Origin of the sequence: Ensifer sp. ENS07 (assembly GCF_014852185.1) — a bacterium.
GTDB classification, from domain to species: domain Bacteria; phylum Pseudomonadota; class Alphaproteobacteria; order Rhizobiales; family Rhizobiaceae; genus Ensifer; species Ensifer adhaerens.
Genome location: NZ_JACVBE010000002.1, coordinates 603054 through 628815 on the forward strand (window position 1 = coordinate 603054; position 25762 = coordinate 628815).

The 25762-nt window shown below is 64.7% G+C and carries 29 protein-coding genes; 19 read left to right on the forward strand and 10 right to left on the reverse strand.

What is annotated here, in order from left to right; translation table 11 throughout:
• Positions 1–33: 33 nt before the first annotated feature.
• The 6 genes from ubiA to IB277_RS10095 all read right to left on the reverse strand — a co-directional run bounded on the left by ubiA (position 34) and on the right by IB277_RS10095 (position 6332).
• Entirely contained in the window at positions 34–948 is a 915-nt protein-coding gene (ubiA, locus tag IB277_RS10070; protein ID WP_090294206.1) for a 4-hydroxybenzoate octaprenyltransferase, read from the reverse strand.
• A gap of 407 nt (positions 949–1355) precedes the next feature.
• Complete coding sequence (locus IB277_RS10075; protein ID WP_034793680.1) at positions 1356–2018, reverse strand: peroxiredoxin; 663 nt, start codon at positions 2016–2018, stop codon at positions 1356–1358.
• 360 nt (positions 2019–2378) lie between these two features.
• Positions 2379–2936, reverse strand: coding sequence for a thioredoxin (locus IB277_RS10080; protein WP_192370977.1), 558 nt, complete (start codon positions 2934–2936; stop codon positions 2379–2381).
• Positions 2937–3051: 115 nt separating this feature from the next.
• Positions 3052–4041, reverse strand: coding sequence for a threo-3-hydroxy-L-aspartate ammonia-lyase (locus IB277_RS10085; protein WP_090294208.1), 990 nt, complete (start codon positions 4039–4041; stop codon positions 3052–3054).
• 63 nt (positions 4042–4104) lie between these two features.
• Positions 4105–4692 (reverse strand): hypothetical protein, encoded by a 588-nt coding sequence (locus tag IB277_RS10090; RefSeq protein ID WP_110818659.1) that lies wholly within the window; start codon positions 4690–4692, stop codon positions 4105–4107.
• A 128-nt stretch (positions 4693–4820) separates the two neighbouring features.
• Complete coding sequence (locus IB277_RS10095; RefSeq protein WP_090294455.1) at positions 4821–6332, reverse strand: PLP-dependent aminotransferase family protein; 1512 nt, start codon at positions 6330–6332, stop codon at positions 4821–4823.
• A 93-nt stretch (positions 6333–6425) separates the two neighbouring features.
• On the opposite strand from IB277_RS10095, the gene IB277_RS10100 reads away from it, so the two are divergent.
• From IB277_RS10100 to IB277_RS10150, 12 genes are all read left to right on the forward strand, one after another.
• Positions 6426–7049 (forward strand): FMN-binding negative transcriptional regulator, encoded by a 624-nt coding sequence (locus tag IB277_RS10100; RefSeq protein ID WP_089043521.1) that lies wholly within the window; start codon positions 6426–6428, stop codon positions 7047–7049.
• Positions 7050–7180: 131 nt separating this feature from the next.
• Positions 7181–7813, forward strand: coding sequence for a LysE family translocator (locus IB277_RS10105; protein WP_060516033.1), 633 nt, complete (start codon positions 7181–7183; stop codon positions 7811–7813).
• Positions 7814–7952: 139 nt separating this feature from the next.
• Positions 7953–9539 carry an acetolactate synthase large subunit gene (locus IB277_RS10110; protein ID WP_192370978.1) on the forward strand — a complete coding sequence of 529 codons (1587 nt, stop codon included), beginning with the start codon at positions 7953–7955 and terminating at the stop codon, positions 9537–9539.
• Between the two features lie 284 nt (positions 9540–9823).
• Positions 9824–10060, forward strand: a complete 237-nt coding sequence (locus tag IB277_RS10115; RefSeq protein ID WP_034792964.1) for a helix-turn-helix domain-containing protein — start codon at positions 9824–9826, stop codon at positions 10058–10060.
• Between the two features lie 546 nt (positions 10061–10606).
• Complete coding sequence (locus tag IB277_RS10120; RefSeq protein WP_034792962.1) at positions 10607–10816, forward strand: cold-shock protein; 210 nt, start codon at positions 10607–10609, stop codon at positions 10814–10816.
• A 126-nt stretch (positions 10817–10942) separates the two neighbouring features.
• The gene (locus tag IB277_RS10125; RefSeq protein WP_192370979.1) at positions 10943–11218 is read left to right on the forward strand and encodes a cold-shock protein; all 276 of its coding nucleotides are present in this window, start codon (positions 10943–10945) and stop codon (positions 11216–11218) included.
• A 47-nt stretch (positions 11219–11265) separates the two neighbouring features.
• Positions 11266–11502, forward strand: a complete 237-nt coding sequence (gene rpsU, locus IB277_RS10130; protein WP_034792958.1) for a 30S ribosomal protein S21 — start codon at positions 11266–11268, stop codon at positions 11500–11502.
• Between the two features lie 43 nt (positions 11503–11545).
• Positions 11546–11767: a hypothetical protein gene (locus IB277_RS10135; protein WP_060516031.1), complete on the forward strand. Its 222-nt coding sequence runs from the start codon at positions 11546–11548 to the stop codon at positions 11765–11767.
• A 176-nt stretch (positions 11768–11943) separates the two neighbouring features.
• Complete coding sequence (locus tag IB277_RS10140; protein WP_192370980.1) at positions 11944–12327, forward strand: hypothetical protein; 384 nt, start codon at positions 11944–11946, stop codon at positions 12325–12327.
• Positions 12328–12631: 304 nt separating this feature from the next.
• The gene (locus IB277_RS38655; RefSeq protein ID WP_255380515.1) at positions 12632–12754 is read left to right on the forward strand and encodes a hypothetical protein; all 123 of its coding nucleotides are present in this window, start codon (positions 12632–12634) and stop codon (positions 12752–12754) included.
• Positions 12755–12924: 170 nt separating this feature from the next.
• On the forward strand, positions 12925–13839 hold the full coding sequence (locus tag IB277_RS10145) for a pyridoxal-phosphate dependent enzyme (RefSeq protein WP_192370981.1): 915 nt from the start codon (positions 12925–12927) through the stop codon (positions 13837–13839).
• 169 nt (positions 13840–14008) lie between these two features.
• Positions 14009–14200 (forward strand): hypothetical protein, encoded by a 192-nt coding sequence (locus tag IB277_RS10150; protein WP_192370982.1) that lies wholly within the window; start codon positions 14009–14011, stop codon positions 14198–14200.
• A gap of 106 nt (positions 14201–14306) precedes the next feature.
• On the opposite strand, the gene ilvC is transcribed toward IB277_RS10150, so the two are convergent.
• Both ilvC and IB277_RS10160 read right to left on the reverse strand, forming a co-directional pair.
• Complete coding sequence (gene ilvC / locus IB277_RS10155; RefSeq protein WP_034792899.1) at positions 14307–15326, reverse strand: ketol-acid reductoisomerase; 1020 nt, start codon at positions 15324–15326, stop codon at positions 14307–14309.
• Positions 15327–15452: 126 nt separating this feature from the next.
• On the reverse strand, positions 15453–16100 hold the full coding sequence (locus tag IB277_RS10160) for a TetR/AcrR family transcriptional regulator C-terminal domain-containing protein (protein WP_034792897.1): 648 nt from the start codon (positions 16098–16100) through the stop codon (positions 15453–15455).
• Positions 16101–16330: 230 nt separating this feature from the next.
• Between IB277_RS10160 and IB277_RS10165 the strand changes: the two genes are divergently transcribed.
• Entirely contained in the window at positions 16331–16909 is a 579-nt protein-coding gene (locus IB277_RS10165; RefSeq protein WP_192370983.1) for an AAA family ATPase, read from the forward strand.
• A 24-nt stretch (positions 16910–16933) separates the two neighbouring features.
• Here IB277_RS10165 and argS read toward each other — a convergent pair whose 3' ends face one another.
• Together argS and IB277_RS10175 are read right to left on the reverse strand one after the other, a co-directional pair.
• Positions 16934–18637, reverse strand: coding sequence for an arginine--tRNA ligase (argS, locus tag IB277_RS10170; RefSeq protein WP_192370984.1), 1704 nt, complete (start codon positions 18635–18637; stop codon positions 16934–16936).
• A 386-nt stretch (positions 18638–19023) separates the two neighbouring features.
• On the reverse strand, positions 19024–19872 hold the full coding sequence (locus tag IB277_RS10175) for a LysR family transcriptional regulator (protein ID WP_192370985.1): 849 nt from the start codon (positions 19870–19872) through the stop codon (positions 19024–19026).
• Positions 19873–20051: 179 nt separating this feature from the next.
• Here IB277_RS10175 and IB277_RS10180 point away from each other — a divergent pair, with 179 nt between their 5' ends.
• The 6 genes from IB277_RS10180 (at position 20052) to IB277_RS10205 (ending at position 25747) form a co-directional block, all read left to right on the forward strand.
• The gene (locus IB277_RS10180; RefSeq protein ID WP_060516024.1) at positions 20052–20660 is read left to right on the forward strand and encodes a cysteine hydrolase family protein; all 609 of its coding nucleotides are present in this window, start codon (positions 20052–20054) and stop codon (positions 20658–20660) included.
• 176 nt (positions 20661–20836) lie between these two features.
• Positions 20837–22174 (forward strand): efflux RND transporter periplasmic adaptor subunit, encoded by a 1338-nt coding sequence (locus IB277_RS10185; protein WP_192370986.1) that lies wholly within the window; start codon positions 20837–20839, stop codon positions 22172–22174.
• 19 nt (positions 22175–22193) lie between these two features.
• Positions 22194–24137: a MacB family efflux pump subunit gene (locus IB277_RS10190; RefSeq protein ID WP_090294223.1), complete on the forward strand. Its 1944-nt coding sequence runs from the start codon at positions 22194–22196 to the stop codon at positions 24135–24137.
• A 91-nt stretch (positions 24138–24228) separates the two neighbouring features.
• Positions 24229–24651, forward strand: a complete 423-nt coding sequence (locus IB277_RS10195) for a hypothetical protein (protein ID WP_090294225.1) — start codon at positions 24229–24231, stop codon at positions 24649–24651.
• A gap of 105 nt (positions 24652–24756) precedes the next feature.
• The gene (locus IB277_RS10200) at positions 24757–25182 is read left to right on the forward strand and encodes a hypothetical protein (protein ID WP_090294226.1); all 426 of its coding nucleotides are present in this window, start codon (positions 24757–24759) and stop codon (positions 25180–25182) included.
• Positions 25183–25348: 166 nt separating this feature from the next.
• Complete coding sequence (locus IB277_RS10205; protein WP_034792862.1) at positions 25349–25747, forward strand: hypothetical protein; 399 nt, start codon at positions 25349–25351, stop codon at positions 25745–25747.
• Positions 25748–25762: the final 15 nt, after the last annotated feature.

Consider the following 25762-nt stretch of genomic DNA (forward strand, 5'->3'; position numbering starts at 1 on the left):
ATTCCAGGCGGCAGGCCGGACGTTCGGCGTCCCTCAAAAACTTCCGGCGAGAGCGGCGGCAGCCAGCAGCACGCCGGTCAGGATATTCGTCAGAAACAGTCGATAGCTGATTTCGGGGCGATCGAGGTCGAAGCGCCGGGCCTGCCACGCGAGATGGGCCGCGATCACCACCATGCCGATGGCATACAGGCTCGACATGCCGAGCATCCAGCCGCCGACAGACCAGGCGGCCAGCGTCAGGCCGTAGAACAGGGCGATGCAGGCCTTGCCGCGGGAGCCGAACAGGATCGCCGTCGACTTGAGACCGAGACGCGTGTCGTCTCGCACATCGACATAGGCGTAGGCCGTATCATAGCCGATCTGCCACGCAACGGCGCCGGCCCACATCAGCACAGCGCCCGCCGGAACATGTCCGGCAACCTGCGACCAGGCCATCAGCATGCCCCAGTTGAAGGCAGCGCCCAAGACCGCTTGCGGCCAATGGGTGAACCTCTTGCAGAAGGGGTAGAGGAACACGAGCGGCACGACGCACACCGCAAGCACACGGGTCGCGGGGCTCAAGAATACAAGGAGCGAAGCGGCGAGCGCAAGTTGCGCAATCAGGAAGACAACGGCCCGGGACATACCGATCTCACCATTTGCAAGCGGACGAAACCGCGTGCGCTCGACATGCCCGTCGAAATTGCGGTCGGCCATGTCATTGATGGTGGAGCCGGCACTGCGCATCAGAAATGCGCCGAGCGTGAAAACCAGAATATCCCGGATCTCGGGAAGGCCATGCGCCGCCTGGAAAAGCGCCGCCCAACAGGGAAAGAGCGTCAGCCAGATACCGACCGGCCTGTCGAGCCGCGCAAGACGGGTATAGGGCCGCACCGCCCGCGGCAACCGGCGATCCACCCAGTCGCCGCGGTGAATGTCTGTCAGGTCGGGGCGGCTTGCTGCGGTCATGGGGCGGGTCATCCAGTCAGCGTGCGGCGCGCTCCGGCGGCGGTCGCAAACAGCGGCACTATAGGCGCGGGCGTGCTCAGATAAAGGAGGGATTCTGTCGCAGAGGAAGCAGGCTTCCGGCGCGGGGTTCGCCGCTCCGGCAACCATGGGTCGTGGGAATGGAAGCTAAACGGCCTATCCGCCGCCCCCCCAGAGGCGGGGAAAAGGAAACGCGGAAGGCACGCCAACGTCCCTTCTCCCCGCATGCGGGGAGAAGGCGCCGGCAGGCGGGTGAGGGTCAGCTCCCTCACCGCAAGATGAGGGGCAGCCCCCTCGTCGCGGAATGCGGATAAACCCTCACCCCCAGCAACGAAGGACGAACCCGTAACGCGGGCGCTTCCGCGCCCTGGCGAAATGTCAGCCCCGCCTCAGCCCTTCGGCTGCGGCACGATGCGGATATAGGGCTTCGGCGCGCGCCAGCCCTCCGGATAGACCTTGCGGGCATCCTCATCCGTGACGGAGCCGGCGATGATCACGTCGTCGCCCTGCTGCCAGTTCACCGGCGTTGCCACCTTGTGCTTGGCCGTCAGTTGCAGCGAGTCGATGACGCGCAGCACCTCGTCGAAGTTGCGGCCTGTCGTCATCGGATAGATGAGAATCAGCTTGATCTTCTTGTCCGGGCCGACGACGAAGACGTTGCGCACCGTCTGGTTGTCAGCGGGCGTGCGCTTGGTCGGATCGCCGGAAACCGGCGCCGGCAGCATGCCGTAGAGCTTCGAGACGGTGTAGTCGACATCGGCGATCATCGGGAAGTTCGGCGCATGGCCCTGTGTCTCCTCGATATCGGCGGCCCAGCCGGCATGGCGGTCGAGCGGATCGACCGAAAGGCCGATGATCTTGACGCCGCGCCGGTCGAATTCCGGCTTGATGCGCGCCATGTAGCCGAGCTCGGTGGTGCAGACGGGCGTAAAGTCCTTCGGGTGCGAAAACAGCACCGCCCAGGAGTCGCCGATCCAGTCGTGAAACCGGATCGTGCCGTCGGTTGTCCCGACCTCGAAGTCCGGTGCGAGGTCATTGATTGCAAGCGTCACGATACCCTCCAGTTGTGTATGCACCGCGCCCATCCGGAGCGGTGGCAGCGCTTAGATTTTTGGCAACGCGGCGTCCGAAAAGGCGCTCAAAAAGCCCGCTGTATTCCTCTGGCTTTTTCCAACACGTGTTTTCCGACGGAAATCGGCCGGAGAGAAATCCTTTAGAAAAACAAAATATTACAGTGGCCTCCGCCCTGTCATTCAGACGCTTGGCGCCGTCGCGCGAGGCTCAGTGTGCCACTTTTGCCGGTTAAGGCAACTGGAAAGACGGGCGTCGCCAACGGCCCGGTCGAGCCCCGGGAAAATGCCCGCAACGGGGGCCTGGCCGCTGCCCGCCGGAAGCGTCCCTTGCAACCTTCGTCAGGCGAGCAACTTCGCCGCCCAGGCCGAAACATCATCGCCGCTGCTCACGTCCGGCCGCACGATCCCGTCGATCATGAAGGTCGGGGAGACGTGGATGCCGTTCTGGCGGGCGTACCGGCAATGCCATTTGATCTCCCGATCGAGATCGGGGATCGCAAAGGCCGCCTTCAGTTGCACGCCGCTATAACCTTCCAGTCGCTCGATGATCGTGTTGGGGGTCACGTCCATGTTGGGCCCACCGGCGTGGTGGGTGAACTCGAACTCCTCCCGATGCGCAGCGACGGCCGCGATGACGGTCTTTGCGGTCTCCTTGCCGCCCGCCAGCGTCGAGGCCGCAAGAATACAGCGAACGACGACGCCGGAATACATGTGCCAGGGCTGCGACTGCAGCCGGATCTTGATGGTGATCCTGTCCGCGCCGGCGCGGGCGAGAAGGGCATCGAGCTTGCCGAATGCCTTGGCCGAGTAAGGATCCGTCGGTTCCAGAAAGACCTCGAAGAGGTGCGGACCGGTGCCCCAGGTAAGTGGATCGGCCTGCCAAGGTGCGTCTGTCATGTGATGTCCCCTTCTTCAAGCCGCCTGATCTGTTCGATGAACGTCGAGAGCCATGCGCCCGGTCTGCAAGGCTTCGACGAAATGGCGGGCACCAGGACGGCGGTCCGGTTAAAGTTCACGTCGCCTGCAGCAGCGCGCCGTAGGTCGCCAGATCGGCATTGCCGCCGCTCAGGACGATGCCGACGCGCTTGCCGGCGCAGGCAAGCACCCCCTCGAGCACGGCGGCCGCCGCAAGGCAGCCGGTCGGCTCGACCACGATCTTCATGCGCTCGCCGAAGAAACGCATGGTTTCGACCAGCTGTGCGTCGCTCACCGTGACGATGTCGGCGACCGCGCGCTGGATGATCGGAAAATTGTGGGCGCCGATGCTGGGGGTGAGCGCGCCGTCGGCGATCGACTTCGGGATGGCGATTTCGACGATCCGGCCCTGGCGCAGCGACTGCTGGCCGTCATTGCCGGCCTCGGGCTCGACGCCGACGATGGTCGCGCCGGGCGAGCGCTCCCTGGCGGCGAGCGCGGTGCCGCCAAGCAGCCCGCCGCCGCCGAGCGGCGTGACGATCAGGTCGAGCTCACCCACCTCCTCGATCAGCTCAAGAATTGCCGTCCCCTGGCCCGCGATCACGTCCGCATGGTCGAAGGGAGGGATCAGCACGGCGCCGCGCTCGGCCGCCAACCGGGCGCTGATTGCCGAGCGGTCTTCCTTGTAGCGGTCGTAGAACACGACGTCGGCGCCATAGCCGCGCGTTGCCGCCACCTTCATGTCGGGCGCATCGGCGGGCATGACGATCGTCGCTGCGACGCCCTGCAGGCGCGCGGCATAGGCGATCGCCTGGGCATGATTGCCGGAGGAAAAGGCGACCACGCCCTGCCTCGATCCCTTTTCCCTGAGCGCGGCGATGGCGTTATAGGCGCCGCGGAACTTGAAGGCGCCGCCGCGCTGGAAGTTTTCCGCCTTGAAGAACAGCCGGGCGCCGGTGGCGGCATCGGCCGTGCGCGAGGTCAGGACCGGCGTTCGGTGCGCGATCCCGGCGATCCGGTTTCGGGCCATCTGCACGTCGTCGAATGTCGGAATGCGCAATGCCTCGTCCGCCGCTGAAACTGCCATCGAGTCTCTCCCCTGAGCCTGCTTTCCGGAGGCTAGTAAAGACCGCCATGCAAGGCAAGGACGTCAGCCGTGTCCCCCATTTTTGGACGCCTGCCCATCTTGGGGCGGGACCGTGCGGTAATGGTCGACGGCGAAGCTGAAGAGCACCTTGAGCATGAAGAGGCCTGAGACCGCCATCATCGCCGGCGTCAGACCGGGCAGAAGCGGCAGGCCGGCAAGGCCAATCGCTGTGAGCAGCCCGCCGACGAAGGTCTGCGCCTCCCGCCCCGCCAGCCGGTTGACGAGCGCGGCCGCTGCGATCGTATAGGCCCAGACGACAACCGCGGCCGCGATCCCGCTGCCAAGAAGCAGCGCGACTAGGACGATGTGGAAATGGATGGCGATGAAGATCCAGCGGTTGCACGGCCGGGCTGCGTAGAAATCATTGGTCGACGGCGTGAAATTGGCGACGCAGCCCGCGGCGATGTCGAGCACGAGAACAAGCGCCAGCGCCGTCCGCCACCAGGCAAGATCGGCAAGCATCGACCCCGCAGGCAGCGCGAAGACGACGGCAACGCCGGCTCCGAACAGGAGTATGGCGGCGAGATAGGCGAGTGGTTGCTCTTCACCGAAAACGTCGTGCAGGTGGGGATGGATGCGAAGAGATCTCATGGAGGTCGCCTGGGCAAACGCGGAATGGCCGCCACTATGAAGGGACGTTGGCCGGGCGCAAGCGGCTAACCGTAACGTGCCGCCGGGATGCCCAGCCGCGCACGGGCTCCGCTCCGCCCGCTCCCGACCTAAGACGGCTTCGCCTCCGCCTTCTCGTCGCCCCAGGACCGCAACACCTGCGCAAGTGCTGCCACGCCCTTGCCGATCTCGGCCGCCTCGAGGCTCGCATAGCCCATGACGATGCCGGCCCGGTCCGGCCGATGGCCGGCATCACCTGCCGCATAGAGCGGCGAAACCGGATAGAGGCCGACGCCAGCCGCCCGCGCTCGCGCGATCAGCGCGTCTTCCTGCGCCTTTTCCAACTGCTCGAACCAGACGACCACATGCAGGCCGGCATCGGCGCCGGATATGGTCACCGCGTCGCCGAGCTCCGCCTTGAGCGCCGTCAACAGGGCCTCCCGCCGGCGGCCATTGTTGCGCCGGCTGCGGCGGATGTGGCGCTCATAGGCGCCGCTTGCAATCATCGCCGCCAGTGCTTCCTGCTCGAGGCTCGGCGAATGGCGGTCGATCAGTTGTTTGGCGGCGGCAAAGGCCGGGACAAGCGGCGGCGGCACGACGAGATAGCCGAGCCGGAGCATCGGCGAGAGGCTCTTGGAAATCGTGCCGAGATAAAGCACGTTTTCCGCCTGCCCCATGGTCTGGAGCGGCGGGATCGGCCGGATGTCGTATCGATATTCGCCGTCGTAATCATCTTCGAGCACATAGGCCCCGGTTCGCCTGGACCAGGCCAGAAGCTCCTGCCGCCGCCGGGCCGAAAGCACGCTGCCGAGCGGGAACTGATGCGAGGGCGTGACATAGGCGAGCCTGGCATCCTCCAATTGTTCGAGGATGTCGGTCCTCAGCCCTTCCGCGTCGACCGCGAGGGGAACCACCGCGGCGCCGGCGGCGGCAAAGACCCGGCGCGCCATCACATAGCCCGGATCCTCCATCGCCACCCGGTCGCCAGCATCGACGAGCACGCGCGCCGCAAGGTCCAGCCCCTGCTGCGAGCCGTTGACGACGACGATCTGATCCGGATCGCAACTGAGCCCCCGCGCGCGCCAGAGATAGGCCTGCAGGGCCATGCGCAGGGCAGACGAACCGGCGGGGTGATCATAGGCAAGCCGCGACCTTCGCCGGCGGAGCGCCGCGTTGACCGACTGCCGCCACGCCTCCTCCGGAAAATCCGCGGCCGACAGGTCGCCGTAACGAAAGTCGGCAATCAGCCGAGCAGAAACCGGCGGCGTCCAGATCGGCCCGTCGCAAAGGGCAGCCCCCAGGCGTGACAGGCGAACCGCCGCCGCACCCTTGTCCCGATGCTTCTGGCTCGCTGGACGCCCGGGCGCGGCCACCGAGCCGGGACCCTGCCGGGCCGCAAGCAACGCGACCCGCGAGCGCGCGCCCTGCCGGCTTTCCAGATACCCCTCGGACAGAAGCTGCTCATAGGCGGCCGTCACCGTCGTGCGCGAAACGCCAAGCTCGGCGGCGAGCGCCCGCGTCGACGGCAGCAGCGCCTCGGCGCCATAGGTGCCGTCAAGGACCTGTGCCTTCAGCGCCTCATAGATCCGCCGGGCGGTCCCGACCGTCGACTCTTCTTTCATCGTCACAAACTGGCCCACGCATTTATACGGAAACTGGATATTCTTGGCCGTCCAGTTTGCCTCTATGACGGGACGAGCACAAGGAGCGAGATCATGTACACACCGCCTGCCTTCAAGGAAGAAACGCTGAGCGTGTTGCACGACATCATCGAGGCGGCTTCGCTTTCGACCCTCGTCACCGCCACGGCCGATGGTCTGCTTGCGACCCCGCTGCCGCTGCTGCTTGATCGCAACGAGGGGCCGAACGGCACGCTCTACGGCCACGTCGCCCGCGCCAACCCGCAAGGAACGACACCGGTCATCGGCGCGGCTATGGCGACCTTCATGGGGCCGGACGCCTATGTCACGCCCTCCTGGTATGCCTCCAAGCGCGAACACGGCAAGGTCGTGCCGACCTGGAACTATGTCGCCGTGCACGCCTATGGCGCGGCCGAATTCTTCACCGACGAGGACCGGCTGCTCGACATCGTCACGCGGCTGACCAACCGGCATGAGGCCGGACGAGCCGAGCCCTGGCAGGTCAGCGACGCGCCCGCCGCCTTCGTCAAGGCGCAGCTTCGCGGCATCATCGGCCTCAGGCTGCCGATCGAGCGTCTCGACGGCAAGCGCAAGATGAGCCAGAACCGCAGTGCCGAGGACCGCACCGGCGTCGCGGCAGGGCTTGCCGCCAGCGCCCGCCGCGAGGATCGCCTCGTCGCTGAGGAAATACCGGTCTGACCACGGACGAACGGACCGCCGGCGGCTGACCCGCCGGCCCGAGCACTTGTGATTTTCCTTCAACTTTCCCGCGCAAGCCCTTACAACGACTCCCGCAAGAGCCCACGCAGCAGCAGACGAGGTATAACCGCATGCCATCGCTCGACATTCTCCTCACCTTCTTCGTCACCACGGCGATCTTCGCCTATATCCCGGGCCCGGCCATGCTCTACGCCGCCGCCCAAACCGTGGCGCGCGGCCGCTCTGCCGGAATGATGGCCTCGCTCGGCATTCATCTCGGCTGTTACGTGCACGTCATTGCGGCGGCTGCCGGCCTTTCGATCCTGTTTCATGCGGTGCCGACGCTGTATCTGGCAGTGAAGCTTGCCGGGGCCGCCTATCTCGTCTGGCTCGGCTTCACGCTGATGCGCACCAAGGCGACGGGCGACGGCAGCCTGCCCCTGACCGAGGCGAAATCGGCGCGCCGCGCCTTCTTCGAGAGCATCACTGTCGAAGTACTGAACCCGAAGACCGCGATCTTTTTCGTCGCCTTCCTTCCGCAGTTCACCGATGCGTCTGCCGCCTTCCCGATCTGGGTGCAGTTCCTGCTGCTCGGCGCCCTCGCCAACCTGATGTTCTCCTCGGCCGATATCGTCTGCGTGTTCCTCGCCGGCGCCGTCGTCTCACGGATGCGCCGCTCCGGCAGGGCGCAGCGCCTGATGCAGCGCGCCGGCGGCACAGTGCTGATCGGGCTTGGCGCCCACCTCGCCTGGCAGCGGACCTGATGCCCGACCGATGAGCCGGCGCAGCGCCAGCCGATTGGCGCTGGCCGACTGGTGCTGCGACGGGTGGCTCGCCATGCCCCGGTTGCACCGGCGCAAGTTGCCGCTATCATGCCCTTGAGGGCCATCGAGGGATACGCGCATGGGAGAAGGCGGCCAGGGATTTCGCACCACCGGCGCGGATGTGCTTGTCGATACGCTGCTTGCAAACGGCGTCGACGTCTGTTTCGCCAATCCCGGCACCTCGGAAATGCACTTCGTCGCGGCACTCGACCGCAAGCCGGAGCTGCGCTGCATCCTCGGCCTCAGCGAAGGCCTCGTGACCGGCGCCGCCGATGGCTATGCGCGCATGACCGGGCGCCCGGCAGCGACCCTTCTGCACACCGGCCCTGGCCTTTCCAACGGCCTTGCCAACCTGCACAACGCCCGCCGCGCCCGGGCGGCTGTCGTCAACATCGTTGGCGACCACGCCTCCCATCACCTCCCGCTCGACGCACCGCTGACGACCGACATAGAGAGCTTGGCCGCGCCGATGTCGAACTGGGTCCGGCGCGTGAAGGATCCGGCTGACGTCGGCCCCACCGTTGCCGCCGCCGTTCAGGCCGCGCTGACGCCGCCGGGTGTCGCCACCATGATCCTGCCCGCCGACGCCGCCTGGGGAACGCTTGCCCTTGCCACCGCGCCACAAAAGGCGCCCATCGAAGCGCCGCGGCCGGCCAGCGCCGAGACGGTGGGCGAAGTGGCCCGCCTGATACGTTCGAATCCTCAAGGGGTCGCCATGGTCGTCAGCGGCGCTGCGGCGCAGGCCGATGGCCTTGCCGTTGCCGGGCGGATCGCGGCTGCGTGCGGCATCCAGCTTTTCAACGAGGTTCTGGTCGCCCACACCCAGCGCGGCCGCGGACGGGTCGCGCCGGCGCGCATCCCCTACCCGATCGACATGGCGCTCGCCACGCTCAAGGACGTCCGCGTTCTCATCCTTGTCGGCGCGCCCGAGCCGGTCGCCTTCTTCGCCTATCCCGGCATGCCGGGCCGGCTGGTGCCGGAGGGCTGCACGGTCGCAACCCTTGCCCGCCATGGCGAAGACCTGAAGGCGACGCTGGAGGCGCTTGGCGACGAACTCGGCGTCAGCCCGACCGGGCCGCTGCCAACGGCAGGCACCCCCACCGACACCGGCGAGCCCTCGGGCCCGCTCACCGAAGACGCGATCGCCGTCATCGTCGCGCACAAGGTGCCGGAGGACGCAATCGTCTGCGACGAAGGGGTCACCTCGGCGCGGCGCTTCTTTGCCCTGTCCGCCTTCTCCGCACCGCACGACCTCATCATGCAAACCGGCGGCGCGATCGGCGACGGTATCCCGCTTGCGACCGGCGCGGCCATCGCCTGCCCCGATCGGAAAGTGATCTGCCTGCAGGCCGACGGCAGCGCAATGTACAACATTCAAGGCTTGTGGACCCAGGCGCGCGAAAACCTCGACATCGTCACCGTCATCTTCTCCAACCGCACCTATGCCATCCTGCATGCCGAGATGCGCAATGTCGGCGTCGGGGAGATCGGCACCAATGCGCGGCAGATGCTGAACCTCGACAACCCCGCGCTCGACTGGGTGTCGCTTGCCCGCGGCCTTGGCGTCGAAGCTGCCGTTGCCACTTCCTGCGAGGCCTTCGCCGCGCTCTTTTCCGCAGCGCTGTCGCGGCGCGGACCGTTCCTGATCGAGGCGCGCCTGGCGTGAGTTTCGGCGCCGTTTTCGCAGTCCTTGGGACGGCGATTGGCGAGCAGCCGCGGTACCCCGGATCGCCTGGAAAAGGACCGTCCAGCACCCGATAATCACAGGGTAAGATATTGATATAAATATGATTTTTACAAAGATTCGGGCGCAAACTTGCGCCTGCGGACTTCTCGCTTATATTAGCGACGCCCTAGGTTCGCACTCATCTGCCTTGAGTCGCATTTCAGTTTTGGGCCCCCTTCAACCGGCAGCGTTCTTTGCCGGTGGACCAACGAAGGAGACACTTCATGTCCTTTAAGAAAGACCTAACCAAGGCTCCAGGCGCATCTCTGTCCCGCGTCAAAATCGGAGCCGCCATCAAGCGTTCGCGTGAAACCGCCGGTTATTCGGTTGACGATCTGTCGGTCACGACAGGCCTGACGGAAATTGAAATATCCAAGATCGAGCTCGGCGCCGATACCGATCCCGCCAAGCTGCAGCGCATCGCCGCCGCACTGCAGGTCTCGCCGCAGACCTTCACCTGAAAAGCGGGGGCGGTGCGCGACAGATACGCGTACCGCCGCCTGACCTCCCCTGCCACCGCTGTCCGGCGTGTTTCCTTTACCCCGTAGCCGATTAAAGGACAAAAGCATGCAGGATTTCAAAGTTCTGCAGCGACCTTCGCCCGTCTGACAAGACGCCCGGCGCTGTCGGGCGCGATGCGGAAGGCCAAGCCAGACTTCTCCCGACAGCAATCACACAAATGCACCGCCTCCAAAGCGGTCGCGCTGTCGGCTGACCCATGCGCCATATTCAGTCTCCATTGGCAGGGACCGAGCGTTCAATAGAAAGAAAAATAGCGGCACGAAAACCCGCATTTTCAGGCCTTTGACAAGGCTTATACAAGGACGGGAAAATAGATAATTTAATATTTTCATTGAGTTTCAAAAAGTATCGTCTATATATCAACTCATCGAATATTGCTTGTGACCTTTGACACAGCGCTTATGCGCGGCCAGATCTCCTCTCAAATATCGATCACCGCCAGAGAAATATTTTCTGGCAAACTCCACGATTGAAAGGAAATCGTCATGGCTTCGGGCACTGTAAAGTGGTTCAACAGCACCAAGGGCTTCGGCTTTATTCAACCGGATGACGGCAGCACCGACGTGTTTGTCCATATCTCCGCAGTAGAACGCGCTGGTCTGCGCTCGCTCGCCGACGGTCAGAAGGTGACCTTCGACGTCGTCGCCGACCGCAAGTCGGGCAAGAGCTCGGCCGACAATCTGCGCGCCGAATAATTTGTCATTCGCCCTTCTCTGACCACGGATGTACTGGCAGGAAAGGCTTGAATGACGGGAAGAGGTCGGGGAACAACCCGGCCTTTTTGCATCTTTGGCCCCTTCACTTCCGATATGGAGCTCGTCATGAGCCGCACGGCCTGCGAGATCGGCGACAGGGTCAAACTGAGGGCATCCGCCACACAGTCGGCCTTGGTCAGCCCCTTCGGCGTCATCGTCGGCCTTTTGCCCACGGAAGATCGCGGCGAGCACCGCTTTCGCGTACGGGTCGACGGTGAGACATTTGAACGCTCGGTCCTTGCGACCGACATCGAACACGCCGAGACCGCCACACCGGACCCCGCTCAGGCGGAAGCTACCGGCCCCTGGCTCAAGAAACTGAGCGCCAAGCGCGGCAGATAGGCGCATGCGCCTCGCCCGCGCTGCAATCGACAACAGGAGAACATGTTTTGCAGGTACTCGTTAGAGACAACAACATCGACCAGGCTTTGCGCATTCTGAAGAAGAAGATGCAGCGCGAAGGGCTTTTCCGCGAGTTCAAGGCCCGCAGCAGCTATGAAAAGCCGTCGGAAAAGCGCGTGCGGGAAAAGGCGGAAGCCGTCCGACGCCAGCGCAAGCTGGCGCGCAAGAAGCTGCAGCGCGAAGGCCTGCTGCCCAGCCCCAAGAAGGCGGCGCGCACGCGCTGACCCCTCTGGGTCGGCAGCACCCGCCCGTTTCAGGAGACAGGTCATGACGCCCAACGCTAACGCAGCATTCAAGCCGGCCAAGACCTCCGCGAGCGACAAGGCGGCCGCAACCGATCATACGGCGAGAGCCATCGTTGCGGCTGAAAAGATCGCCCGCGACAAGAAGACCGAAAAGCTCAAGGCGCAACGCCTTGAGCGCGCCGCCGCCGAACCGGCCGCGGAGGTGTCCGCAAGCAAGCCGACCCGGAAATCGCGCCGGTCCTGACTGACACAGAAACCACACCCTCCTGGCCGCCGGCAACGGGCGTCACCCTGAGGTCACCCCAGCACGGTCCACCCGAGACGGAAAAACGCTCCGGGGGTAGAGTTCCTGGAAGAGCGCCTTGCGCGCTCGCACGCATGCGCCACGCAAACGACAGTTCCCATCAACAGGAGGGGCCTATGTCATCCGCAGAGCAGCATCCACTGATTCCCTCGGACCTTGCCATGCTCGACGGCGTGCTGCGGCGCGCGGGCTTTCACCAACATGTCGACCTTGATGACCAGGAAAGCCTCCGTCTTGCCGCCGTCTTTCTGATCGGCAGGTTCCAGGCGGGCGTTATCACCGCCGATGCCCTGCTTTGCGAGCTTCAGGGCCGGAGCGGGCAGCGCACTCCGCGTCAGATTGAAACCGCAAATCTCGAACAGTGGGAGAACGATGGCGGCGCGCCGCAGAGGCGCAGCGCCGTTACCCGCTACACCGGCGCCCGACGCCTCCCCTGGCCGGAGGCCGTGCCGCCCCGGGACCTTGCCTCGGTTGCTCGCAAAGGCCCCAAATCGGGATGAGGCTTGTGTGCTGGAACGCAAAAGGGTGCCGCCAAGGGGATCTTCCTTGTGCCGGACACTTTTGAGGCGCATGGTTTGACGATCGACACGGGCCGACTTGGCTTATCGCGGTGTGAGGGGCTCTCGAGCCGCCATATCCTCCTTTATCGACAGCAGCGCATGCGCGCGTTCGCGCCAAGGCGAGCCGCCGTCTGGCCAATTTCGCGGGCTGGGTAGCCATTGTCGTCACTGCCGAATTGCGGGCACGGCATTTCGCTCGAACGAACGGCGACGAGCCACCGCTTACTCACGATTGGACGAACCCATGTTCCACACGCTGACACACAGACTTCGCCGATACGACTATACCCTGGCGGCAATCAAGGCGTCGCTCGTCCTGTCCCTGCTCTTCGTCGCGTTCGTGACGCTGAGCGGCCTCTTGTGGTGACGGCCGCCGCAAATCCATGATGTTCCGTGAGATGACACGCAGCCATCCGCGGCGGAGTGCTTCCCCATATTGCGCCGACGTGGCGATCGGGGGCAAATTGCCTCACGATTCTCCCTGAGCTCCGTCACACCGGGGCACCCATCGGCATCGCGCCCGCAACGGAACATCTCATGCCACTTCACCTCGAAACTCCGCTGATCGAATCCCTGCCGCTGGGGCTTGCCTCGGGCCGCTCAATCTTTCTGAAGATGGACGCGCTGCAGCCACCGGGTTCGTTCAAGATCCGCGGCGTCGGCGCTGCCTGCGAGCACCACGCGCGCGCCGGCAAGCGGCGCTTCGTCTCCTCCTCCGGCGGCAATGCCGGCATGGCGGTCGCCTATGCCGGGCGCATGCTTTCGATCCCTGTATCCGTCTTCGTTCCCGAAACGACGACCGAGCGCGCGAAGGGCCTGATCCGCCAGCAGGGCGCCGACGTCATCGTGCACGGCGCCGCCTGGGATGAGGCGAATGCCGCCGCCCTCGCCTCCCTCGATGCCGACACCGCCTTCATCCATCCCTTCGACGACCCGCTGCTGTGGACCGGTCACGCGACGATGATCGACGAGGTCGCGCGATCCGGCCTCGCCTTCGATGCCGTGGTGCTGTCGGTCGGCGGCGGCGGACTGTTTGCAGGCGTTGCCGAGGGGCTCGCGCGCAACGGGCTTGACCACGTGCCGATCCTTGCCGTCGAGACCGAAGGCACCGCTTCGCTGGCCGCCTCGATGGACGCGGGCTCGCTGACGGAACTCCCCTCCGTCAGCGGCATCGCAACGTCGCTCGCCGCCCGCAAGGTCAGCGAGCGCGCCTTCGAGCTGAGCCAGACGCGCCCGGTCGAGAGCGTCGTCGTCAGCGACACGGACGCCGCGCAAGCCTGCATCCGCTTCCTCGACGACCACCGCGTGCTGGTCGAGCCCGCCTGCGGCGCCGCCCTCGCCGTCGCCTACGCCCACGCCGACCGGCTGGCGCGCTTCGAGCGCATCCTGATGATCGTCTGCGGCGGCGCGACGACCACAGTCGAGCGGCTGCAGGCCTGGCAGGAGTTTTGAACCAAGCGCCCGGGCTCCCGGCCATTGATATCAGGTCGATCTGGAAATCACCTCTGCGCGAACTTATGTCCGGTACGTAACCACAGCGTGTTCCGGCTCGCGGCAGGGAAGGCAGACGCTTGATACGTTCATTCGCCATGCGACGACCACCCTCCGGGTTCTCTGGTGGATGACGATCGTCGGCACGGCGACCACTTTCGGCACCCTTTACGGCTGGCAGGGTTACGGCTTGGACGGCGCAATCGGCTTCGGTCTGGTTGGTTTCACCGCTGGCGCGGCCTTTGCCGCCCTGTTCCCCGAAATATGTCTTGAGCTGTTCGGAAGGGTCTTTCTGGGCGTCTTTCGGCTTCTCTGGGATTAGTCTGACCCAATTCCAGGAAAAGCGTGAAGCTATCCGGGAGATGTATGCCAAACGAAAAAAGCCGGAGCATGCGCCCCGGCTTTCTCATTCAACCGTTCGATAAGGCTTAGTTCTTCGCCTTGTCGACCAGCTTGTTCTTGCCGATCCAGGGCATCATGCCGCGGAGCTTGGCGCCGACTTCTTCGATCTGGTGGCTGTCGTTGACGCGGCGGATGCCCTTGAAGCGAGCCGCACCCGACTTGTATTCCTGCATCCACTCGGAGGTGAACTTGCCGGTCTGGATGTCCTTGAGGACGCGCTTCATCTCGGCCTTGGTTTCTTCGGTGATGATGCGCGGACCCGTGACGTATTCGCCCCACTCGGCCGTGTTCGAGATCGAGTAGTTCATGTTGGCGATGCCGCCTTCATAGATCAGGTCGACGATCAGCTTTACTTCGTGCAGGCACTCGAAATAGGCCATTTCCGGGGCGTAGCCGCCTTCGACCAGCGTTTCGAAGCCGGCGCGGATGAGCTCGACGAGACCACCGCACAGAACGACCTGTTCGCCGAAGAGGTCGGTTTCGCACTCTTCCTTGAAGTTGGTCTCGATGATGCCCGAACGGCCGCCGCCGACGCCGCAGGCGTAGGAGAGAGCGAGGTCAAGGGCGTTGCCCGAAGCGTCCTGGTGAACGGCAACGAGGCAGGGAACGCCGCCGCCCTTCTGGTATTCGCCGCGAACCGTGTGGCCCGGGCCCTTCGGCGCGATCATGACGACGTCGAGCGAAGCCTTCGGCTCGATCAGGCCGAAGTGAACGTTGAGGCCGTGGGCGAAAGCGATCGCAGCGCCGTCACGGATGTTGCCGGCGATTTCGGCCTTGTAGATTTCGGCCTGGAGTTCGTCCGGGGTCGCCATCATGATGAGGTCGGCCCACTTGGCGGCTTCTGCTACCGAGAGAACCTGGAGACCGTCGGCCTCGACCTTGGCAGCCGTTGCCGAACCCGGCTTCAGAGCGATGCGGATTTCCTTGGCGCCGGAATCCTTGAGGTTCAGCGCATGGGCGCGGCCCTGGCTGCCGTAGCCGACGATGGCGACCTTCTTCGACTTGATCAGGTTGATATCGGCATCACGATCGTAATAGACGCGCATTGTTGTGGTCCTTCCCGTTGTTTGTCAGTTGCTTCCGCTGCATTACCCGGGAGCTCCGGGCCCTGCAGCAATTCCTGGTGCCGCAGCGACCTTTGCGCTTCTTTCGAAGCGCGGCGCTGCGGGCCGTTACCTTTTCGTGCCGTAAAGCGAAAGGAAGGCGGATACCGCCTGCTCCGCCTTGCGGCCAAAACTTTGTCTCATCTCGCCGGCCTCTTCGCCGAGCAGCATCTTCAGATGCCAGTCGGAGACGATCAGCCCATAAAGCGCGCCATAGGCCTCGTCGGCATCGTCGAACGTCAAGAGGCCTGCCTTGCGGCCGGCTTCGAGCAGCGCTGCGGCCCGGCGGCCGATCTGCCGACGCCCGCGTTCCTGCAGCATGTGGCCGAGCTTGGAGCCGTCGCGGCTCGCCTGGCCGATCGCCAGCCGATTGAGCGCCAGCGACACGTCACCGGCGAGAACCTCAAGCAGATCCTTGGCAAAAACGATCAGATGCCGCTGCAGGCTCTCGGCATCGAGCGCGCGGGCGGCAACGTCCTGCGTGCGCACCTTGCTCGCCTGGAAGCCGATCATCGCCGAAATCAGCCCGTCACGATCGCCGAACCACTTGTAGAGGCTTTCCTTGGAGCAATTGGCAGCACGCGCGATGCCGGCCGTCGTCAGCGCCTTTTCGCCGCCGTCGACGAGAAGTCGCAATGCCTGCTCGAGAACGGCGCCCTGACGTTCCGTCAGCCCTTCCCCGGCATTCGCCTCTCTCATCGCCACAGTCATCTGCACGCTGCCTCGCCCTCGATCAGTACCGTACGGTACGGTTCGCATTCTTCTAGTGAAGCCTCTCCAGAGCGTCAAGACGATTCTTGCAAAGGGGCGAAATTTCGACGGTGACGGCGCAGAAGCAGCGCCATAGGGTGCGAACCGACGGAATGGAGGTCGACCTGCCCTCGTCAGACGTAGGTGTTTGATCGTGGCGCGGTCGATCACGCGATCGATGGAATGGAGTCCAACGCATGCAGCAGCCGGCCCTCGGGATCCTGATTGGAGGAAGCTCGCATGTCGGGAAGTCGACACTCGCCAGGGCTCTCGCAAGTTCGCTCGGGCGGGAGCTGATCTCGACGGACGATCTGGGCCGCCATCCCGGCAGGCCCTGGCCGTCGGTCCGTCCTCAGGTCGCCGAGTACTATGCAAGCCTGACCGACGAGACCATCCATTGGTTCCTGAAGGTGCACCACGAAAACATGTGGCCGCGCATCCGCCAGATCATCGAAAGCCGCCTAAAACACGCTCAACCCTTCGTGCTTGAAGGTGCCGCGCTCCGGCCGGAGTATATGGCTCAATTCGAACAAGAGGACATCCTCCCCCTGTTTCTCTACGCGGATGACGCTTTCCTGCGCCGGCGCATGCTGGAAGAATCTCGGCGCGCAGATGTGGACGGGACGAAGGCCGCGATCATCGACAAGTTCATCGAGCGCTCGATCCGCGAAAACAGAGAGATGCTGGAGGCTGCCGGAGCCGCCGACATCCGGTGTATCGATGGCGCGGCGCCCGGGGCGATCGACGCCTTGGTGAAAGAGTTTTCGGCGGCCTGATCACCGAGGTCGGCCAACCGAACGTTACATACGCCGCACCGGCTCCATTCCAAGAAGCTCGAGGCACTTCCCGATGACCCTTGCGACCAGCCTGCATGTGGCAAGCCGACCCGACGGATCGTCTGCCTTCAGCACCGGGCAATCCGCGTAGAAGCGGCTGAACGCATCTGCCACCTGGTAGGCCCGGTCGGCGATCTCGAAGGATTCGAGCTGTTGCGCCGCCTGCGAAAGCGCATGCGGATACCAGAGGCATTCCATCAGCACGGCCCGCTCGGACGGATGGCTGATGGAGACCATCTCGGCTGGCACCATGCCCGCCTCCTCGGCCTTGTCCAGGATCGATGAGATCCGGGCGTAGGCATATTGAAGATACGGACCCGTCCGCCCCTCGAAGGAGGTCATCCTGTCGATGTCAAAAACATAACCTGTGTTTCGCGGCGTGGAGAGGTCGGTAAACTTCAGGGCGCCGAGACCGACGGCCGTGGCCGCCTCGCCTTCAGTCACCTTTTCCGACGACTTGGCAAGCGCCAGATTGATCATGTCGCCGAGCGAGGCGGCCGACCCGTCGCGGGTCTTGAAGGGCTTGCCGTCGCTGCCACGAACGGTGCCGAAGGTCGCGTGCCGCAGTTCGACGCCATCGGCATAACCTGCCGTCCGCGCCGCCGAAAACACGCTGGCAATATGCAGCGCCTGCCGGTCGTCGGTGCAATAGACGATCTGCTCTGCACCGAGATCGCGCACCCGCTGGCGCAGCGTCGCGAGATCCGTCGTGCCGTAAAGCGCAGCGCCGTCGCTCTTCTGAAGAAGCAGAGGTGGTGCATTGTCTGGAAGTCCGTCACCGGCGACATCGATGACAAGAGCACCGTCGCTCTCCCGAGCGAGCTTGCGGGCAACGAGGTCGGCAAGCATGGGCACGACTTCTGCATGCGCATCGCTTTCCCCTTTGAACAGGTCGAAATGCGCCCCTAGCACTTGTGCTGTAGCCGAGATCGCGACCAGGGAAATGGCCCGCATGCGCCCCCAGGCCGCGGTCAGGAGTGGATCTCCGTCCTGCAGTCTCGTGGTCAGCATCCGCGCCCGCGCAAGCGACGTCTCGTCCTCGCAGGCCGCATTGCCCGACCTGTAGAGAAGGCCAAGTTCATCGACGGTCATGGCATCGAATGCGCGGGGATCGATGAAGGGCGCGGGGTCGCCGGCTTTCCATCCGGCGGCCAGGGCCGCACCTAACAGAAGCTTGCCCATCTGCAGGCCCCAGTCGCCGAGATGGATATCGGACAGCACGTCGTGGCCGATCTCAAGCAGGATGCGCCGCAGGCTTTCGCCGATGACGAAGGAACGCAGGTGCCCGACATGCAACGCCTTGGCGACGTTGGGTCCGCCGAAATCGATGATGGTGCGCAGCGGCTGCACCTTCTCGGCGGCAAGCGATCCATCGGCCAGCATCGCCGTCGCCTCCGCGGCAACCGCCGCATCCGTCAGCCGGACGTTGATGAAACCCGGACCGGCGACGGACACTTCCGCGAATTCTTCGCCGCGCGCCGCCTCGGCAACGTCAGCGGCAAGTTCGCGCGGATTCCGGCCGGCGGATTTTGCCAGCCGCATCATGTCGTTGCATTGGAGATCGCCGAACTCGGGCCGTGTCGACCGGGCGATGGAGGGTTCGGCTTTAAGGCCGTTCAGTTCATAGGCGCGAGCAAGGGCTGCGAGTGCTGCCGATTTGACGGACATGGATCATTTCCTGAAATTGCATGAAAAGGAGCGCAAAAGCGTTGAGAGCTTCAGCGTCGTCGTTCTGCAATTTTCGGAACCATGTTCATGGCAAACCTCGAGATTGGAGCCCTTCAATAGTCCGTTCGGTGACCGCTGGCAATGTTATGATCGCCTGCGCCGTCACTACGATGGTGTGGCTCAGAAGGGGCCCTTCTTCCGCCTGGCGGCACCCACTCGCCCAACAAGGCCCGCCCGATTTCCCGCTAATCGCGGACCCCGTTCGCGGTGCCGGCAGCATGGCACGTCCCCTATCCCCGCCCGCGGGGAGATGGTTATTCCTCGGGTTAAACCCGATGAGCGGGGCAATGCCTCTGGACACGCGAACACCGCGCCTCAACCAACACCTACTTCCACCCCCGAACCGCCTCTTCGATGAAAGCCGCGACCGCCGCCACGCTCGGCACGCGCGCCCGTTCCGGGTGCATCATCAGATAGACCGGGCGCTCGGCGGCCGCCCCCGGTTCGTCCACCGCCTCGAAACGCGGATCGCGTGAGGCCGAAACCTCCGGCAGCATCAGTTCGGCGCCGAGCGAAAGGGCCGCCTCCATCAGGATCTCCAGCTTGTCGGCCGTCAGCGCCACGCGGGCATCCGGTCTGAGCCGGTCAAGCGCCTGCATCTCCGGCACATGGGCGAGTGCCGGGCCGTAGCGCACGACCGGGCATGGGCCTTCTCCCTGCCCCCTCGGCCGGAACAGGCGGAAACGCAGCGTGCCGAGGCTCTTCACCCGCACACTGTCTTCGCCGGTGCGGGCCATGCGGATGGCGATGTCGGCCTCGCGCCGCTCGATGCTCAGCATCTGGTTGTCGGCAACGAGATCGAGGGTGAGGCCCGGATGGCGCTGTTCGAGGCGGGAAAGCGCCGGCGCCAGGATGGCGCTCAAGACGAAGTCGATGCTGGTCACCCGTACCTGGCCCTGCAGTTCCGCCGTGCGCCGCAGCAGCGTCGCCAGCGACAGCGACGCCTCCTCCGAGATCGTCCGAAGCCGCTCGACGACGGGGGAAAGCACCGGCGTCGGCGTCAGCCGGCCGTCGATGCGGTCGAAGAGCGCCGCCCCCACCCGCCGCTCCAGCGCCGCAAGCCGGCGCGACACCGTGGTCTGGTCGACACCAAGCGAGCGCGCCGCCTGGCTGAGCGTCGCACCGCGCACCAGATGATCGAGCAGTTCGAGATCCGCCCATCCCCCTGCATTCATGCAGATAGTCCTCCGAAAAATTCGGATCACTCTGCGTCAACGCAGCCGCTAAGATCAAGCCCATAGACCGACCGCTTCGACGAACCAACGCCAGGGCTACGGCCCCGAAACCACCGCCCGGCCAGGGCTGCCTTCCACCGCCCCCCCCTGCGCCGTCCGCACAAACAAGGAGCCTTCCCATGTCCGATTCCGCGCCCGCAGCAACCCTTTTCACACTTGCCGGCGTCACGCTCGCCCCGCCGCCGCTTGGCGAAGCGACGCTGGTGCTGATCGACTACCAGAACGAATATCTGGCCGGCCCCGTGCGCCTGGTCGAGCCGGAAGCGGCGATCGAAAAGGCGCGGCAGTTGCTGGTCGCCGCTCGCGCCGCCGGCGCGAAGATCATCCACGTCGCTCATAAGGGGGCCGCCGGCGGCATGTTCGACCGGGGGGCGCACCGCGGCGCGATCGTCGATGCGCTGACGCCAATCGCCGGCGAAGCGGTGGTCGAGAAGATCCGGCCCAACGGCTTTTCGGACACCAACCTTGCCGAAATCATTGGGCCGGCCGGCACGCCGGTGATCTTCGCCGGCTTCATGACCCACAATTGCGTGTCGTCGACGGCCCGCGCCGCCAAGGATCTCGGCTACGGCATCACCATCGCAGCCGATGCCTGCACCACACGCGACCTGCCATCGGCAAGCGGCACCATCTCCGCCCGTGCCCTGCATGAGGCCGAACTTGCCGGCCTTGCCGACCACCACGGCGCGGTCGTCAATGTCGCCGCGCTGATTGCGGCACGCAGCTGAGAGACCCGTCGTTCCCTTCGAAAACGGGCGTCCGCAGCCGCGGGCGCCTTTCTCTTGCCATGCAGATGGCGAAGATTACGAAAATATAATGATCTCAATGCTTTTCGCCGGGTCCATTCGCTTCTATTTTTGAACCTATCCATTTTGGCATCGGCGATGCCGGTTAGGCGCAAGCGATGAACAAGACAGCCAAGACGGCGCGAGCCGACACCACGCCCCGCGACGATGCGGCGCCCAACGTCACCTTCATTCCCGGTGCGGTGAAGACGGTGAAGCGCAGGCGCCGCTCGCGAGCCTGGCTGTGGCTGCCCGTCATCCTCGCCGTCGCCGGCGCCGGGTATTACGGCTGGACGCGCTATGGAGAGAACCCGGCCTCGACCGCAATGGTGACCGAGGTGGTGACCCGCGGCGACATCGAAAACAGCGTGACCGCCGTCGGTACGCTCGACGCGGTCAATTCCGTCGATGCCGGCGCCCAGGTCTCCGGCCAGTTGAAGGCGCTGCATGTGGCGATCGGCGACACGGTTACGCAAGACCAGCTCGTCGCCGAAATCGATCCGGCCACCATCGAGAACCGCATCGAGATCGACCAGGCGGAGCTTGCCAACCTTCAGGCCCAGCTCATTTCCAAGAGGGCGCAGCTGGTTCTCAAGCAGGCCAATATCGACCGCCAGCGCAATCTCGTCGAAACCCGGAGCGTGGCGCAATCGACGCTCGACCAGGCGATTGCCGATCTCGCCGCCGCCGAGGCCGACGTCAACGCCATCGAGGCGCAGATCCGCAAGCAGCAGGCGACCCTTGCCGGCGACAAGGTCGATCTCGGCTACACCAAGATATACGCTCCGATCTCGGGCACCATCGTCGCCAACCCGGCCAAGGCCGGCCAGACGCTGAACGCCAACCAGACGACGCCGACCATCGTCACCATCGCTGACCTCTCGACCATGACCGTCAAGGCGCAGGTGTCGGAAGCAGACGTCACCCGGCTGAAGGTCGGCATGGATGCCTATTTCACCCTGCTCGGCCAGCCCGGCAAACATTTTGCCGGCAAGCTTCGCCAGATCCAGCCGATGCCGGACACGGCCAACAACGTCGTGCTCTATTACGCACTGTTCGACGTGCCCAATCCCGAAGGCGAACTGATGATGTCGATGAGCGCCCAGGTGTTCTTCGTGCAAGCCGCCGCCAAGAATGTACTGATCGTGCCGAGCGGCGCCTTGAGCCATCCGGGTAAGGGCAGCGGCGATGCCGCCGGCCAAGGTAACGGCCGGCGTGACGGCCAGAGAAACGGAACCGGAAGCGAGCCCCACAAGGCGCAGGTGACCGTGGTTGCGGCTTCCGGCGCGCTCGAAACCCGCGACGTCGAAGTCGGCATTCGCAACCGCGTCAGCGCCGAGATCAGAAGCGGCCTCCAGGAGGGCGAGAAGGTGGTCGTCAGCACCGGATCGACAGCGAGCGGCAACGCCCGCGACAACCGAAACCAGCGCGGCATGCGCATGCCGCCGATGTTCTGATCCAAGCTCGATAGTGGCCATGACCCCGCTTCTCTCACTCAGGCACGTCAGCAAGACCTATTTCAACGGCGACCTCGCCGTCGAGGTCCTGCACGGCCTGTCGCTCGATATCGAGGCGGGCGAGTTCGTGGCGATCGTCGGCCAGTCGGGTTCCGGCAAGTCGACGCTGATGAACATACTCGGCTGCCTCGACCAGCCGACCGGCGGCGACTACCTGATCGATGGCGAGAGCGTCGCTACCCTCGACAGTGACGAGCTCGCGGCCCTTCGCCGCCGCACCTTCGGCTTCGTCTTCCAAAGCTACAACCTCATCCCGACAGCAAGCGCCAAAGAAAATGTCGAGGTACCGGCCGTCTACGCCGGCATGTCCGCCCGCGACCGGCACGACCGCGCCGAGGCGCTGCTTGAAGCGCTGAAGCTCGGCGAGCGCCTCGACCACCGGCCGGGCCAGCTGTCGGGCGGCCAGCAGCAACGCGTCTCCATCGCCCGCGCGCTGATGAACGGCGGCCGGGTGATCCTGGCCGACGAGCCGACCGGCGCGCTCGACAGCCAGAGCGGCTCCGACGTGATGGCGCTGTTGCGCGACATGAACGAGCAGGGCCACACGGTCATCGTCATCACCCACTCGCGCGAGGTCGCCGAACAGGCCGACCGGCTGATCGAGATCCATGACGGCCGCATCGTCGCCGACCGCGCCAAGAAAGCCCGCGTCAACGCCGAAGGGGCGGCCGCGCTCGCCCGCCATGTCAGCGAAGGCTCGGCCGCGATCGCCGACGTCACCGAAGCGGTGAAGATGGCGTTCCGGGCGCTGAAGGCCAATCTGTTCCGCACCATCCTGACCCTGCTCGGCATCGTCATCGGCGTCGGCTCGGTGGTCGCGATGCTCGCGATCGGTACCGGCGCGCAGGATTCCGTTTTGAGCCGCATCTCGTCGATGGGCTCGGATCTGCTGGTGGTGCGGCCGAGCATGGCGAATTTCCGCGGCAGCGCCGGCGGCAGCAACGTGACGCTGGTGCCCGCGGATGCCGACGCAATCCTCGACGTTCCGAACGTCGCCTTCGCCGTGCCGGAGATGACGAGCTCCGTCACGCTTCGCCGCGGCAATGTCGACTATCAGACCACCGCCAACGGCACCGTACCGCAGTTTACCACCGCCAAATCCTGGAAGATGGCAAAGGGCGAGTTCATCAACCAGAACGACATGGACACCTACGCACCTGTGGCCGTACTCGGCCAGACGGTCGTGAAAACGCTCTTTCCCGACGGCGACAACCCGATCGGGCAATACGTGCTGGTCAACAAGATCCCCTTCCAGGTGATCGGCGTGATGGCGGAAATGGGCGCTACCTCCTTCGGCAACGACCAGGACGACGTGGTGCTGGTGCCGCTTTCGACCGGCAGCATCCGCCTCTTCGGCCAGCGCAACATCCGAACCATCACCGTTCAGGTGAAGGACGGTTCGGCGATCGACATCACGCAGCAGACGATCCAGGCGCTGCTCGACCAGCGCCACAAGCGCCAGGACACGCAGATCACCAACATGTCCTCCGTGCGCGAGGCCTTCACCGAGACCTCGAACACGCTGAAACTGTTCCTCGCCTCGGTCGCCGCGATCTCGCTGCTCGTTGGCGGCATCGGGGTCATGAACATCATGCTGGTTTCTGTCAGCGAGCGTACCCGCGAAATCGGCGTGCGCATGGCGACCGGCGCCCGCCAGCGCGATATCCTGTTGCAGTTCATCATCGAGGCGCTGGTCGTCTCGGCGATCGGCGGCACGCTCGGTGTGGCGCTCGGGCTTGGCACCGGCGCGCTTGCCGGCCAGTTCGGCATGCCCGTTTCCTTCACCCTCGGCCCGGTGGCGCTCGCCTTTGCCTGCGCCTTCCTGACCGGCCTCGTCTTCGGCTTCCTGCCCGCCCGCAACGCCTCGCGCCTGCAGCCGGCGGTGGCGCTGAGCGCGGATTAGGCAAAAGCCACGCTCCTGCCCGCCAGACGATGACAAGTGTCGCGACACGACCCAAGATGGCAGGCATTGCATGCTTGGGGGATGATTTGCGATGTGGAAGGCGTTTGCTGTTTTTTACTGCCTGTTGGCGACGTTCGGCGTCCTGCTTGGCGGCTACATCATGGCGGGCCGGTCAGTGCCGATGTCGACTATCGGCCTTGGCCTGGCTTCCGTGGCCTTCGTGATGGCGTTGTTGACCGCCGTCGGGCTCGTCGCCTACGCCTTCAACCTGAATGCCCCACCCTATGGGCTCTGGCGGCCGCTGGGCTGGCTCATCGGCGTCTATCAGTTGCTGGTGTCGCTGCTCAGCGTCGTGCGGTTCGCACAGATGTTCGCCACCATCCCGGCCGGAAGCGACGTGGGCGTCACGAACCTCATCTGGCTGGTGCTCGGCCTGGCTCTCAACTATTTCAGCTGGCTCGGCGTCTGGCGCTATGGACGGCGCATGGCACAGCAACCGGCGCAAGCGCGGTAGAGGCAAGCGTTGCAGGATCTATTCCAGGCTGGTGCGGATCCTGCGGCAAAACCCCGTTTCTTCTGAGGACGGACGAAGCATTCTGGTTGGGAGATAGGCGTCGCGATGTGGAAGGCGTTTGCAGTTCTCTATGGGCTGCTTTTCATTTTCATGCTGTCATCGGCTTTCGTCACGCTACCCCCTGAAATCGCGGTGCAGCTGTCGTCCGCCGACCGAGCCCTGTTCTATGCGGGCCTGGCCGTGGAATTTGCTGCCATGATAGGCGTCTTTGCCTATGCCTTCGGCCTGAGGGTCCCGCCCTTGTCATTTTGGCGGCCATTCAGCTGGGTTCTCGCCTGCTGGTGTCTCTACACGTTGATGGCCGATGCCTGGGATCTCGTCACGCTCATTTCCAGCCCCCAGCCCGGAGACGAAGGCCTGCTGTCGGCCTCCCTCGGTTTGCTGTTCCTGCTCCTTCTCAGCTATTTCGGCTGGCTCGGCGTCTGGCGCTATGGCCGCCGCATAGAGCAGCAGCCGGCCGCCATGGGCTGACAGCGGAACGTCAGCGCGCCAAGCACTCCGGTGAAAGAATGAGAGAGCGGGCGGCATGCAGGCCGTTTGAGGCGCAAGGCCTTGCGACAACCTCGCCCGCCGAACGATAGACAAGGCGCCCATCACCGCCGAAGCTGCCACCAACGCAGATACAGGATGATTCGCGATGTGGAAGGCATTTGCAATTTTCTACGTGCTCAGCCTTGCTTTCGGCCTGGTCATAGGCGCGACGCTGCTCCTGAGCTTTTGGGACGAGATGGCATACGGGATCAAGATCCTCGGCGGCGTCAGCCTGGTCATGGCGCTGGCAACGGCGATCGGTCTCGTCGCTTACGCCTTTAACCTGCAGGTCCCGCCGTTCGGGTTCTGGCGGCCCTACAGCTGGCTGCTCGGCATCCTTCTCGGCGGCCTGTCGCTGATCAGCGTCGTGCGATTTGCCGGTCAGTTCGAAGGCGGTGACGACCTCACCACTCTGCTCTGGCTTTGCCTGTCGCTTCTCGTCAACTATTTCAGCTGGCTCGGGATCTGGCGTTACGGCCGCCGGGTGAAGGCGATCGCGGGCTAGCCCGAGCGAACCGGG